Here is a 14,149-nt window from a genome sequence, read left to right on the forward strand (position 1 = left end):
GATTTATTTGCGGTGCAGCCGGCCGATCTGGTCTTCATAGGCGGCAGAGAATTTTTCGCCGAACAGGTGCTGGAAGTCGTCGTCGGCCTCGCGCAGGATGTCGTCGTACAGTTCGACCATGCGTTCCCACATGCGGGCTTTGCGGGTGGTGGCCATCATCTTGTCCATCACGCCTTCCGGCTCCTTGGCCTCGATCAGCGCCGGATTGAAGCGCGCCAGCACCGCATCGAGCGCGGCGCGCATGCCGGCGATGACGGCCAGCTCGTGGGCCTTCAAGTCTTCGAAGGCGCTGCCGATGGACTTCACCGGCGGCATATAGCCGGACAAGGCGTTGGTCAGCATTTGCGACAAGGCGCTCTCGGCGTCGGGGAAGAACTTCAGCGGGTTGTTCGCCTGCGCGCCCAGCACCGTCATTTCAAGACGGCTCTCGCGCTTGGTCATGGCGCGCGCCGTCAGTACCGCCATGGTGCCGGAGGTCGCTTCGCGCAGCATGGCGCCGACCAGCTCCGCCGTTTCGACGGGGGACTTGGTGGTGCGCAGGCCGCCCAGGCCCAGGCCGCGCAGCAGCGCTTGCAGCACTTCCTCTCCGCCCTGCCCCGCCGCCGCAGGCATGCCTGACGCGTAGCCGGCTTGGACGTGCGCCTGCGCGTGAGGCGGTGCGGGGTAAGGTGCAGGATACGGTGCGGAAAACGGCGCGGCCTGCTGCGCCGACGGCCACTGGCCGTGCGCCGCCGGGTGCATGGTCTGCATGACGGGAGGGGCTGCTTGCACGCGCGGTGGCAGAAAATCAGCCAGCGGATCGTAGTCGTCCGGGATCAGCATAGCCGGAGCGGCTGGCGCGGCCGGAGCCGGCGGCGCGGCGCGCACGGTCAGCACCGTCGGCTCATAGCCGTAAGGCGATGGCTCATGTCCGGCTGCGGGAGCGACAAAAGCGGCGCCGGGCGGCACGTACGCGGGAGGCACATGGGCGGGCTGCGCAAAGGCTGGCGACGCATGGCCGGACGCGGTCAGTCCGCGTGCCGGGTGGCCGGGCGCGGCGTGGCCAGGCGCGACATAGCCGGGCGGAACGTAGTCGGGCTGCAAGCCCTGCATGGGCATGAATTGCGGCGGCGCATGGTCCGGCTCGGAACCCCGGAAGGCGACCGGCGGCGCGGCATGGGCGGCGTTCGCGTCGTTAAGCATGTTCAGGCCGAGCGGATCGTCCGCCGACGGCGCGGACAGCGGATCATGCCCGCCGCTCACATCCAGTATCTTCACGCCGGCCAGCGTATCGCGCATCTCATCGAAGCTCTTGCCTTCGTACGGCGACGGCGCGACCATGGGCTGCGCCTGGAACGGCAAGGCATCCGAGGTTTCGGGCTGGAACACGGGCACATTGGCGGCGGCGGCTCCATCGCCGACCACCACTTCCAGCACGTAATCGCCGATCAGCAGCCGGTCGCCATTCTCCAGCGCGGCGCTCTTGCCGGTGCCGACCGGGCGGTCGTTGATCCAGCTCGGATTGGCGCCCAAATCCATCAGCGTGTAGCGGCCCTCGGCGAAATCGATCTTGCTGTGGTTGCGCGAGATGTATTTGCCCGGATCGGGCAGTTCGAGGTCATTGCCCGCCGCGCGGCCTATGGTGCCGCCCAGCTGGTCGAACCGGCGTTCCACGGGCGCCGCGGGCGCTTGTTTTCTATACGACTGAATCCGCAGAGTTAAATACATCGGCTCACTATCACTGCAATATGGTCGGGTCTATCGAGGGGCACCGGTCATTATACGGGCGCCCTTGCGTTATCTTCAATTGATTTTCACCAGCGAACCGCCTATGGTCATGATGGCGCCGGCCTTCAAGGTGACGTTGGCGTCCGCCTGCAGCGCCACTTCCGCCGACTTGATCGTGATCTTGGCCGCTTCGATCTTGATGCTGCTGCCGCCCACCTTCAGCTCGATCGACGTGGTGGCCTCCATGACGATGGTCTTCGAGACCGTGACCTTCTGGTCGCCTTTGATGGCCGTGGTCTGGTTGCCGCCCACTTCCAGCTTGCGGTCGACGGCCACGCTCACGGCCTGGTTGTTGTCCACCTTGACCGTCTGGTCGTTTTTCACTGTGACCATCTGGTCATGGTCAACCGCCACCGTCTGGTCGTTTTTGACGGTGACCTTCTGATCATGATCGACCGCCACCGTGTGGTCGTTCACCACGTGCTCCTTGTGGTCGTTGCCCACGTCGAGACTGCGGTCATTCTTGATCGTGATGGTCTGGTCGCCCTTGTCCTTCTTTTCGAAGCCCACTTTCAGCACGTCGTTGTTCTTCACCACGCGGAGAAAGTCCTTCTCGGCCTGGATGAAGATCTCCTCCGAGTCCTTCTTGTCCTCGAAGCGGATCTCGTTGAAGCCCCCGCCGCCCTTGGAGGTGTTGCTCTTGATGGTGGACTTGGTCTGCTCGGCCGGCAGCGCGTACGGCGGCATGGCGTCGCCGTTGTAGACGCAGCCGGTCACCAGCGGCCGGTCCGGGTCGCCCTCCAGGAAGCTGACCACCACTTCCATGCCGACGCGCGGAATGAAGATGCTGCCCCAGCCGGCGCCGGCCCAGGTCTGCTGGACGCGCACCCAGCACGAACTGAGCTCGTCCTCCTTGCCGTCGCGGTCCCAATGGAACTGCACCTTGATGCGGCCGTACTTGTCGGTCCAGATTTCCTCGCCGGACTTGCCCACCACCATGGCGGTCTGCGGCCCCTGCACCACCGGTTTGGCCAAAACGCGCGGCGGCCGGTAGCTGTGTTCCTTGCCGATGGCGTGGAAGGCGCAATTGAACTCCATCGGCGCATCGCCGCCGCTGGCGTAGTCGTCGCCGGTGATATCGTACTGGGCCGACGTGACCAGGAATTCGCGGTTCTGGTCTTCGCGCGGGTGGTTCTTCAACGTGAACAGGCCGCCGGGGAACAGGCCGCGCGCGTTGGTGTCGCCGATGATTTCCTCGCACTGCCCGTGCAGGCTTTCCATGCGTCCGCGCGCCAGACTGGTGCCGGTGGCGGCCACCGTGAACTGGCCCGGGTAGTCGTACATTTCATAAGCCTGCTGGTCGAAAGCGGCGGCGATGGTGGACTTCACCAGCAAACCGCCGGCGGTGCTGGCCGAGGTCTTCTCGAAATCGAAATCATTCAGCACATAGGCGCTGGACTGGATTTCGCCGCCGGCAGCCCAGCCGTACACCGCCTCCTGGTCCAGGATGCGGCGTCCCTCCTCGCCGGCAAACTCCACGCTGGCGTAGCCTGGCAAGGCCTCGTGCGCGCCGTAGGAGTCGGCCAGCACCATGGTGTGCTTGCTGGCGTCGTGCTTGAAGTAGTAATAGATGCCCGCCTCTTCCAGCAAGCGGCAGACGAAGTTGTAGTCCGTCTCGCGGTACTGCACGCAATACGTCATGGGATCGTAGGTGCCGCTCAGCGAACCGGCATTGAGGTCGATCAGGCCGCCGTAAGCGGCGTCCTGGCAGACCGCCTTGACGATGTCGAGCACCGACTTGTCCTGGAAGATGCGGCAGTTCGACGAGCGGGTGAGCAGCCACAGGCTGGGCCGGATGGTCGCCTCGTAGCGCGCCAGGCTGCCGTACCAGCCGGTGCTGGCGAAGCGCGTGACGATGCCGTTGAAATGGCGCACTTCGCCGCTAGGCAGGTTCAGGTGCACCCCCATGGCCTGCCCCAGCACGTCGGCGATTTTCACATCGGGTTTGGTGCTCAGCAGCTGGACCCGGAATTCGGACAGGCGGCCCAGCCGCTCGCTGCCGCTCATGCGGTCGAACAGCAGCACATCGGTGCCCAACGGGGAAGTGACGGAAATTTCGCGGTTGGCTTGCGTAACTGGCATGGCGGTTTAACCCGGGACTCAGGGGATCATGGTTTTGGTGGTGCCGGCATTGCTGAAGGCGATCACGCCGCCCCAGTTGCACATGCATTTGGAGACGTTGTCGAGCGCAGGCATATTCGCGATCAGCACCGTCGGCGCGCCCGGCACCCACGGCGCGGACGTGGCCGGGATGCACGGCATCGGCGTCAGCACGCCCAGCGCGGCAGCGGTGGCGGCGGCCACGACCGGATTGGCCGGCGAATTGCACACTCCGAACGGCATGATATTCATCATCGGCACATGGTCCATGATGTTCGCGGCCGGCGGCCCTTCGGCCAGTACTTTATTCTTGGGGAGCACGACCAGCGTCGACGGCGCTGCGCCGAACGTGCAAGTCATCATCGCTCCCATCGAAACCTGATTTGGCATATCCCCTCCATCGCCTATTATGACCGATAACACTGTCTTAAAGGTAAGGTTTTAGGATAAGCTGCCGGACACCACACGGTCACCCAGGAGGAAAAGTCATGGCCACATCGCTGACATTCGAATTCGGATTTGCCGCGCCGGACCCGCAGGAGCACAGCGCGGACGGCCAGCCCATGCGCATACTGGTGCTGGGCGGTTTTAGCGGCGGCGACACGGCCGCCGCACCAGCCGCGACTGCGCTGGGCCAGCGCGCGGCGCGCCGCGTCGACATCGACAATTTCGAGCAGGTGCTCGCACAAGTGGCGCCCAGCGTGCAAGTGACCCTGGACGACGTGGTCCACACCTTCCGTTTCAGCGAGCTGGACGACTTCCATCCCGACCGGCTGTATCAAAAAACAGACGCCTTCGCCGCCCTGCGCGGCCAGCGCCAGCGCTTGCGCAATCCGGCCACCTTCGCCGCCGCGGCAGCCGCCCTGCGGCCGGACGAGCATGTGCCTGCCGCAGCCGGCGCGGCCACCTTGGCGCCGGGCGGAACGGACAGCGCCGCCACGCGCGACGCCGCCCCGCTGCCCGGCTCCGGCAACCCGGGCGCCGGCAGTCCTGCGTCAGCGTCTGCGCCGGACAACGGCACCACCGGCGACGACTTCGCCAGCCTGCTGGGCGGCCAGGTGCGGCAGACGGCCGCCAGCAGTACCGTTGCCAGCGCCGTCCCCGGCATCGGCCAGCTGATACGCCAACTGGTCGGCGCCATGCCCGCCGGCGCCGATCCGCGCCAGTCCGAATACGTGGCCGCCGTCGACAGCGTGATCAGCCAGCGCATGCGCGCCTTGCTGCACGCGCCGCAGTTCCAGGCGCTGGAAGCGCTGTGGCGCGGCCTGCACCAACTGGTCACGGGCCTCGAACTGGGCCAGGAACTGCAGCTTTACATACTGGACGCCAGCAAGGCCGAGCTGCAGGCCGACGTCGACGCCAGCGTCAACACGGCCAGCGGCAAGCTGGGTTCGAGCGCGCTGCACAAGCTGCTGGTGGAACGCCCGCGCAGCAGCGCGGATGCCGCGCCATGGTCGGTGCTGTGCGGCGCCTACAGCTTCGGCCCGGGCGCGGACGACATCGGCCTGCTGTCCGCCCTTGGCGCCCTGGCCGCACAGGCGCAAGCGCCTTTCATCGCCGACGCGCAGGATGCGCTGCTCGGCATCGCATCCCTGCCTGCGCAGCCGGACGCATCCGGCTGGCCGGAACCGGACGCTGAAGCCGCCGCCCGCTGGAGCGCTCTGCGCGCCAGCCCGCAAGCCAGCTGGCTCGGCCTGGCCCTGCCGCGCGTACTGCAGCGCCTGCCGTATGGTAAAACAACCGACAGCATCGACCAATTCGATTTCGACGAAGCCGGCGCCGCGCATGCGCACGAGGACTACCTGTGGGGCCACGCATCCCTGGCCTGCACCCTGCTGCTGGGCCACGCCTTCGAAAACAGCGCATGGGACATGTCGCCCGGCGATGAACTCGACCTTGGCGACCTGCCCGCCCACATCGTGCGGCGCGACGGCGAAGCCCATATGCAAGCGTGCGCCGAAGCCTACCTGTCCGAACGCACGGGCGACGCCATCCTGCAGCGCGGCCTGATGCCGCTGCTCAGCTTCAAGAACCGCAACGCAGCGCGCTTGCTGCGCAGCCAATCCATCTCCCAGCCGGCGCAAGCCCTGTCCGGCGCATGGAACAACTGAACCAACCAAGCCGTATGAAACATTCCAAGTCCAAGCAAAAGATCTCCCTCGACGACGCGCTGCAACTGGCGGTCGCCGTGCACCGCGAAGGCAAGCCGCGCCTGGCCGCGCAGCACTACACGGCCATCCTCGAAATCGATCCGAAACATCCGGACGCGCTGCACTACATGGGCGTGGCCCAGCACCAGCTGGGCAACCATGACGGCGCCGTTAACCTAATCAGTCGCGCGCTGGAAGTGGCGCCGGACTATGTGGACGCGCGCAACAACCTGGGCAACGTGCAAAAGGAAATGGGCCGCAACGCCGACGCCGAACAGTCCTACCGCGCCGTGATCGCGGCCCGTCCGGACTTCGCGCTGGCGCACAACAACCTCGGCGTGGTGCTGCGGGCGCAGGATAAGCTGGGCGAGGCAGCGGATGCCTACCGCCAGGCCGTCACGCTGGCGCCGAAGTTTGCGCAAGGCTGGCTCAACCTCGGCAACGTGTTGAAGAAATCCGGCGACTTCAATGAAGCGCTCAGCGCCTACCGCAATGGCCTGCTGCTGGCGCCGGAAAACCCGGACGCCTACCGCAGCCTGGCGCGCGCGCTGGTTGCACAGCAGCGTCACAAGGAAGCGCTGGAGATCTACCGCCAATGGGAGAAGATCGATCCGGCCAACCCCGTTGTGCAGCACCACATCGCCGCCTGCGAGGGAGCCGCCGTGCCCGAGCGCGCGTCCGACGCCTACGTGCAAACGGTGTTCGACCGCTTCGCCAACAGCTTCGAACAAGTGCTGGCCAAGCTGGAATACCGCGCCCCAGCGCTGTGCGGCGAAATGGTCGCGTCGCTGCTGGGCGAGCCCGACGACGCGCAGCGCGCCTTGGACGTGCTGGATGCCGGCTGCGGCACCGGCTTGTGCGGGCCGCTGCTGCGGCCCTACGCCAAGCGGCTGGAAGGCGTCGACCTGTCGGCCGGCATGCTGGCAAAGGCCGCCGAACGCGGCGACTACGACCAACTGCACGAAGCTGAGCTGACCGCCTGGCTATCCGGGCGCCCGGCGGCGTACGACATGCTCGTCTCTGCCGACACGCTGTGCTATTTCGGAGCGCTGGAAGCAGTGATGCGTGCTGCTGCGGCGGCAGTGCGTCCTGGCGGTTATCTGGTCTTCACGGTCGAGGCAACGCAGGACGCAGCGGCCGCGCCCCGTTTCCTGCTGCACCCGCACGGCCGCTACAGCCACACGGAAGCCTACGTGCGTGCCGCCCTTGCCGCCGCCGGCCTCGAGGTAACGCAATTGCGCCACATTACTTTGCGCCAGGAAGCCAGCAAACCGGTTGCAGGGCTGCTGGTCGGCGCCAGAAAGCCTTAAGAATGTTTCGGCAAGCCACCACTGCCGTCGGCTGACTATTTGAACCAGGCCAAGACCAGGTGAGATTGACCACGTCCGCCGGCACAAGAGCGGATACATTCTATGTCAGCCATGGGGGCAGGAAAAGTGCTCAGCAATGACGCCGCCGAATGTTCGCCGCGCCGGAACGGCTAAGACAGCCCAGCTTGATCGCTTGCCCCCCCTGTAACCGACCATGTAACTGACCACTACGCCGAAGGAGGAAGTCACGATGACCATCACCATCACCGCATTTGAACGCTCGCCCGACGGCGGCAAAGGACTGGCGCGTGATACGCGCATTCGCTGGGCGCTCGAGGAAGTGGGCCAACCCTACGAGGTTCGCCTTGTTTCATTCCGCGCGATGAAAGAACCCGCGCATCTGGCGCTGCATCCTTTCGGCCAGATCCCGACCTACGAGGAAGGCGATCTGGCCCTATTCGAAACCGGGGCGATCGTATTCCATATCGCCGAGACCCATGCGGGTCTGTTGCCGGATGAAGACCATGCCCGGGCGCGCGCCATCACATGGATGTTTGCCGCGCTCAACACGGTGGAGCCGCCTATCCTTGACCTTGTCATCGCCAAATTTGTCGAGCGCGACAAGCCCTGGTATGCGGAACGCCTGCCCCTGGTGGAGGACCGCATCCGGGACCGGTTGGCACCGCTTTCCGCCCGCCTGGGCGACGCAGACTGGCTCGACGGTCCGTTCAGCGCGGGCGACTTGATGATGGTGTCGGTGCTGCTCAGGTTGAGAGCATCGGGCATGCTGAACGACTATCCGAACCTTGCCGCCTATGTCGCACGGGGCGAAGCGCGGCCAGCCTATAAACGGGCTTTCGACGCCCAATTGGCGGTTAATACCGGCAAGCTGCCAAGCAGCTGATCTTCGGCTGCGCGCTGCATAAAGGTTGCGCAATCATACCGTGTAAATACTGTGCTATTGTTGCGTATTAACATAAGAATGATAACGCAACCATGGTCGTCCCCAAGATCAAAGGCCTGCGCTGGTGGATGATCAGTTTGATCATGCTGGGCGCGGTCATCAATTATCTGACGCGCAGCACCTTGGCGGTATCGGCCCCGACCCTGCTCACCGACCTGCACATCACCACCCAGGAATATTCGTACATCACGGCGGCATTCCAGGGCGCGATCATGCTGCAGCCGCTGTGCGGCTATGTGCTCGACGTGATCGGCCTGAAATACGGCTTCGCCATATTCGCGACGGCATGGTCCCTCATCTGCATGGCGCATGGCATGGCCACCAGCTGGCAAGCGCTGGCCATGCTGCGCGGCATGCTGGGCCTGGCCGAGGGATCGGCCAATCCGGCCGGCATGAAAGCGGTGTCCGAATGGTTCCCGGCCAGGGAGCGCGGGCTGGCGGGCGGCATCTTCAATATCGGCGCTTCCTTCGGCTCCATGCTCGCGCCGCCGCTGGTGGTGTGGGCCATCCTGCATTACAACTGGCAGTCCGCCTTCGTGATCACCGGCGCGCTGGGCCTCGTATGGGTCGCGGCCTGGCTGCTGCTCTACGACGCGCCGGCCCGCCACCGCCGCCTGTCCGACGCCGAGGCGCGGCACATCGCCGCCGGCCAGGAACAGCATCTGCAAGGCGATGGCACGCGCCCATCGATACTCAGCATCCTCAGGATGCGCAATTTCTGGGGCATCGCCCTGCCCCGCTTCCTCGCCGATCCGGCCTGGGGCACACTGGCGTTCTGGGTGCCGCTCTATCTGACCCAGGTGCGCCATTTCGACCTGGTGCAGATCGCCATGTTCGCCTGGCTGCCTTTCCTGGCCGCCGACCTGGGCTGCCTGTTCGGGCCTATGGTAGTGCTGGCGCTGCAAAAGCGCGGCGTGCGCCTGATCAATGCCCGCCGCGGCGCATTCACGCTCGGCGCCTGCATGATGATGGGGGTCGCCTTCGTCGGCTTCGTCGACAGCCCCTACACGGCGATCGCCTTGCTCAGCCTGGCCGGCTTCGCGCACCAGACCCTGTCCGTCACCGTCATCACCATGGCGTCCGACCTATTCCGGCGCAATGAGGTGGCCACCGTGGCAGGCATGTGCGGCACTTTCGGCAACCTTGGCCTGCTCATCTTCTCCCTGCTGATCGGCGGACTGATGGCCAGGGTCGGCTACACGCCCTTCTTCGTCAGCCTGGCGGTGCTCGACCTGCTGGCCGCTGCCTTGCTTTGGTCCCTGGTGCGCGAACCTCAAGCTCTTAAATCGACATGATACAAAACCCCATCCTCCCCGGTTTCAATCCCGACCCGTCCATCGTGCGGGTGGGCGACGACTACTACATCGCCACGTCCACCTTTGAATGGTATCCGGGCGTGCAGATCCATCATTCGCGCGACCTGGTCAACTGGCGCCTGTTGTGCCGCCCGCTCACGCGCGCCAGCCAACTCAATATGCTGGGCGCGCCGGATTCCTGCGGCGTGTGGGCGCCCTGCCTGAGCTATGCGGACGGCCTGTTCTGGCTGATCTACACCGACGTCAAGCGCTACGGCCGGACCTCCAGCGGCGGTGCCGCCGGCAGCGCGTCCTTGCGCGACTTCCACAACTACCTGGTCACCAGCCCGGCCATCGATGGCCCCTGGTCCGACCCGGTCCACCTCAACAGCAGCGGCTTCGACCCATCGCTGTTCCACGACGACGACGGCCGCAAGTACCTGCTGAACCAGTTGTGGGACCACCGTCCGGGAGGCAAGCGTTTCGCCGGCATCGTCGCGCAGGAATACTCGGTGCAGGAAGGCCGCCTGACCGGCCGCCGCGAGAACATATTCAAAGGCACGGCGCACGGCCTGACCGAAGCGCCGCACCTCTACCAGCGCGACGGCTACTACTACCTGCTCACCGCCGAGGGCGGCACCGGCTGGAACCATGGCGTGACCATGGCGCGCTCGCGCACTCTGCATGGGCCGTACGAACTGCATCCCGATCAGACCATCCTCAGTTCGCGCCATCGTCCCGATGCGGAACTGCAGCGCGCCGGCCATGCCGACCTGGTGGAAACCCAGGACGGCCAGACTTATATGGTCTACCTGTGCGGCCGCCCGCTACGCAACCGCGGCACCTGCACGCTGGGACGCGAGACCGCCATCCAGCCCGTCGTCTGGTGCGAGGACGGCTGGCTGCGCACCATCGACGGGCAAGGCACGGCGCAACTGCAGGCCACCGCGCCCGACTTGCCGAAGCACCGCTTTGCAACCGCGCCCGCACGCGAAGACTTCGACGCCACGCAGTTGCCTGTCGATTTCCAGTGGCTGCGCACACCGTGGCCGGAAGAGCTGTTCAGCCTGACCGCGCGGCCCGGTCACCTGCGACTCTACGGCCGCGAAAGCCTGGGCAGCCAGTTCCGCCAAGCGCTGGTGGCGCGCCGCCAGCAGGCGCACTGCTACAGCGCATCCACCGTGGTCGATTTCGAACCCGAGCATTTCCAGCAGCAAGCGGGCCTGGTCTGCTATTACGGAGGCGCCAAGTTCCACTACCTGTACGTCACGCACGACGAGGCGGTGGGCAAGCATCTGCGCGTGATGAGCAGCCTGCCCAACCATGTGCAAACGGACGCCTTCACGGCGCCGCTCGCGCTACCGCCCGGCGTGCCGGTACAGCTGCGCGTGGAGGTGGACGAGGAACGCCTGCATTTCGGCTATCGCGTGGATGGCGGCGACTGGCAATGGCTGACGCAGCAGTTCGACGCCAGCATCCTGTCGGACGAAGCGAACGCGCCCGGCCAGCCCAACTTCACCGGCGCCTTTGTCGGCATGGCCTGCCAGGACATGGCGGGCAGCGCCTTGCATGCCGACTTCGACTATTTTGAATACCGCGAGCGTCCGTACTGCACCAACCCGATGCGGAATCCCATTTGACGGTTGCCGGCCGCACTTGAGCGGCCGGCGCCATCAGGCGCTTGCTGGCCACTTTGGTCAACGGTTTGCCCCCTTGCTGAGGCAGGATCCTCATCAAGCGGCAAGCAGCCGCTCTCTCTTCAGCTCATTACTTCAGTTACGTAAAACTGTACGCGAACTCGCCCGCCTCCACGGCCACCTGCACGCCGCCGATCGGGTCGCCCTGCATCATGCGGTTCAGGAACTCGCGGCTGATATCGGGCAGCATGGTGTTGGTCAGGATGGCGTCTATCATGCGGCCGCCGGACTCGCCCTCGGTGCAGCGCGACACCACCAGCTTGACCACCTCTTCGCTGTACTGGAACGGGATCTTATAGCGCGCCTCGACGCGCTTCTTGATGCGGTTCAGCTGCAGCTTGACGATCTGGCCCAGCATCTGGTCCGACAGCGGGTAATATGGAATGGTGACGATGCGGCCCAGCAGCGCCGGCGGGAACACCTTCAGCATCGGCGCGCGCAGCGCCTTGGCCATGCCGTCCGGGTCGGGCATCAGGTCCGGATCCTTGCACAGGCCCGCGATCAGGTCGGTACCGGCGTTGGTGGTGAGGATGATCAGCGTGTTCTTGAAGTCGATGAAGCGGCCTTCCCCGTCCTCCATGAAGCCCTTGTCGAACACCTGGAAGAACATCTCGTGCACGTCCGGGTGGGCCTTCTCCACCTCGTCCAGCAGCACCACGGAGTACGGCTTGCGCCGCACGGCTTCGGTCAGCACGCCGCCCTCGCCATAACCCACGTAGCCCGGCGGCGCGCCCTTCAGCGTCGACACGGTGTGCGCTTCCTGGTACTCGCTCATGTTGATGGTGATCAGATTCTGCTCGCCGCCGTACAGCGCCTCGGCCAGGGCCAGCGCGGTCTCGGTCTTGCCGACGCCGGAGGTGCCGGCCAGCATGAACACGCCGATCGGCTTGTTCGGATTGTCCAGGCCCGCGCGCGAAGTCTGGATGCGCTTGGCGATCATCTCCATCGCATGGTCCTGGCCGATCACGCGCTGGCTCAGCAGCGAGGCGACCTTGAGGATGGTTTCCATCTCGTTCTTGGCCATGCGGCCGACCGGGATGCCGGTCCAGTCGCCCACCACCGCCGCCACCGCCTGGTAGTCCACCGTCGGCAGGATGAGCGGGGATTCGCCTTGCAGCTCGCTCAGTTTGGCCTGCACTGCCTTCAGTTCCTCCATCAGCGCGGCGCGCTCGTCGGCCGACAACGCCGGGGCGCCGACGGCAGCCGCCGGAGCGGCCGCCCTGCCGCTGCCATCGGCACCGCCCGCGACGGCTTCGGCGCCCGCCTCGAGCGCGCTGCCCGTGCCTTCCACCGGCTGTGCGCCGTCGCGCAGCCTGGCGCGCAGGGCGAGCAGCTGGTCCACCAGTTCGCGCTCGGCGTTCCAGCGCGTCTCGAGCCCGGCCAGGCGCGCGCGTTCGGCGCCCAGCAATTCATTGGCGTCCGTCGAGCGCTTGCCGATGTCGATGCCGATGGCGCTTTCGCGGCCGATGATGCCCAGTTCCGTTTCCAGCGCTTCGATGCGCTTGCGGCTGTCGTCCACCTCGGCCGGCGTGGCGTGCAGGCTGACGGCCACGCGCGCGCAGGCCGTGTCCAGCAGGCTAACCGATTTATCGGGCAACTGGCGCGCCGGGATGTAGCGGTGCGACAGCTTGACCGCCGCCTCCAGCGCCTCGTCCAGGATCTGCACCTTGTGGTGTTTCTCCATGGTCGAGGCGACGCCGCGCATCATCAGGATGGCACGCTCTTCGCTCGGCTCGTCCACCTGCACGGTCTGGAAACGGCGCGTCAGCGCAGGATCTTTTTCGATGTGCTTCTTGTATTCGGCAAAGGTAGTCGCGCCTATGGTGCGCAGGGTGCCGCGCGCCAGGGCCGGCTTCAGCAGATTGGCCGCGTCGCCGGTGCCGGCCGCGCCGCCCGCGCCCACCAGGGTGTGCGTCTCGTCGATGAACAGGATGATGGGTTTCGGGCTGCCCTGCACTTCGTCGATAACGGATCGCAGGCGCTGCTCGAACTCGCCCTTCATGCTGGCGCCGGCCTGCAGCAGGCCCACGTCCAGCGTCAGAAGCTGCACGTCCTTCAGGCTGGGCGGGACGTCGCCGCGCGCGATGCGCTGGGCGAAACCTTCCACCACGGCGGTCTTGCCGACGCCGGCCTCGCCCACCAAAATGGGATTGTTCTGGCGGCGGCGCATCAGGATGTCGACCACCTGGCGGATCTCGTCGTCGCGGCCGACGATGGGGTCCATCTTGCCGCTGCGGGCCTGCTCGGTCAGGTCCACCGTGAACTTCTTGAGCGCTTCCTGCTTGCCCATCGCCGCCGGGGCGATGGCGCCGGACGCTTCGCCTGGCGCCGCACCAGCCGCGCCGCCGGCCTGGAAGCCGTCCGTGGCCGTCATCTGCGATTCAGGGGATTCCTTCAGTAGGCTGGCGAATTTTTCGCTCAGGTCGTCGCCCTTGATCTTCTGGAACTGGGCCGACATGCCGTACAGCGCGTTGCGCAGGCTGGAGGTTTTCAGCATGCCGATGACGATGTGGCCGGAGCGCACCTGCGATTCGCCGAACATCAGCGTGCCGTATACCCAGGCGCGCTCCACGGCTTCCTCAAGCTGCGACGACAGGTCGATGCCGGAGGTGGAACCGCGCGGCAGCCGGTCCAGCGCCGCCGTCAGGTCGCGCGCCAGGGCGGCCGCGTCCAGCTCATAGTGTTTCATGAGGCGCAGCAGGTCGGAATCCTGCAGCTGCAAAATCTGGTGCATCCAGTGCACCAGTTCCACGTAGGGATTCCCGCGCAGCTTGCAAAAGACGGTGCTGCTTTCGATGGCGCGATAGCACAGCGAATTCAATTTGCCGAACAGGGCGACGCGACTAATTTCAGCCATGATGATTTT

At 65.7% G+C, this 14,149-nt stretch carries 9 protein-coding genes; 5 read left to right on the forward strand and 4 right to left on the reverse strand.

Annotated elements, in window-relative coordinates; translation table 11 throughout:
* Nucleotides 1-3: 3 nt before the first annotated feature.
* The 3 genes from tagH to ACSQ8Y_RS11095 form a co-directional block, all read right to left on the reverse strand.
* On the reverse strand, nt 4-1,653 hold the full coding sequence (gene tagH, locus ACSQ8Y_RS11085) for a type VI secretion system-associated FHA domain protein TagH (protein ID WP_436266516.1): 1,650 nt from the start codon (nt 1,651-1,653) through the stop codon (nt 4-6).
* 129 nt (nt 1,654-1,782) lie between these two features.
* On the reverse strand, nt 1,783-3,849 hold the full coding sequence (locus tag ACSQ8Y_RS11090) for a type VI secretion system Vgr family protein (protein ID WP_436266517.1): 2,067 nt from the start codon (nt 3,847-3,849) through the stop codon (nt 1,783-1,785).
* Nucleotides 3,850-3,867: 18 nt separating this feature from the next.
* Nucleotides 3,868-4,257: a DUF4280 domain-containing protein gene (locus ACSQ8Y_RS11095; RefSeq protein WP_436266518.1), complete on the reverse strand. Its 390-nt coding sequence runs from the start codon at nt 4,255-4,257 to the stop codon at nt 3,868-3,870.
* A gap of 98 nt (nt 4,258-4,355) precedes the next feature.
* On the opposite strand from ACSQ8Y_RS11095, the gene ACSQ8Y_RS11100 reads away from it, so the two are divergent.
* The 5 genes from ACSQ8Y_RS11100 to ACSQ8Y_RS11120 all read left to right on the forward strand — a co-directional run bounded on the left by ACSQ8Y_RS11100 (nt 4,356) and on the right by ACSQ8Y_RS11120 (nt 11,226).
* A complete protein-coding gene (locus ACSQ8Y_RS11100; protein ID WP_436266519.1) occupies nt 4,356-5,978 on the forward strand; it encodes a type VI secretion system contractile sheath domain-containing protein in 1,623 nt (540 codons plus the stop codon).
* Nucleotides 5,979-5,992: 14 nt separating this feature from the next.
* Nucleotides 5,993-7,327 carry a tetratricopeptide repeat protein gene (locus ACSQ8Y_RS11105; protein WP_436266520.1) on the forward strand — a complete coding sequence of 445 codons (1,335 nt, stop codon included), beginning with the start codon at nt 5,993-5,995 and terminating at the stop codon, nt 7,325-7,327.
* 250 nt (nt 7,328-7,577) lie between these two features.
* Complete coding sequence (locus ACSQ8Y_RS11110) at nt 7,578-8,231, forward strand: glutathione S-transferase family protein (protein ID WP_436266521.1); 654 nt, start codon at nt 7,578-7,580, stop codon at nt 8,229-8,231.
* Nucleotides 8,232-8,323: 92 nt separating this feature from the next.
* Nucleotides 8,324-9,586 carry an MFS transporter gene (locus tag ACSQ8Y_RS11115; protein WP_436266522.1) on the forward strand — a complete coding sequence of 421 codons (1,263 nt, stop codon included), beginning with the start codon at nt 8,324-8,326 and terminating at the stop codon, nt 9,584-9,586.
* Nucleotides 9,583-11,226 (forward strand): glycoside hydrolase family 43 protein, encoded by a 1,644-nt coding sequence (locus ACSQ8Y_RS11120; protein WP_436266523.1) that lies wholly within the window; start codon nt 9,583-9,585, stop codon nt 11,224-11,226. Before ACSQ8Y_RS11115 ends, ACSQ8Y_RS11120 begins: the two co-directional genes overlap by 4 nt.
* A 136-nt stretch (nt 11,227-11,362) precedes the next feature.
* Here the strand turns inward: ACSQ8Y_RS11120 and tssH are convergent, their stop codons facing one another.
* The gene (gene tssH / locus ACSQ8Y_RS11125; RefSeq protein ID WP_436266524.1) at nt 11,363-14,140 is read right to left on the reverse strand and encodes a type VI secretion system ATPase TssH; all 2,778 of its coding nucleotides are present in this window, start codon (nt 14,138-14,140) and stop codon (nt 11,363-11,365) included.
* Nucleotides 14,141-14,149: the final 9 nt, after the last annotated feature.

It is taken from the genome of Pseudoduganella sp. LjRoot289 (assembly GCF_964252925.1).
In the GTDB taxonomy this organism is placed as follows: Bacteria; Pseudomonadota; Gammaproteobacteria; order Burkholderiales; family Burkholderiaceae_D; genus Rugamonas.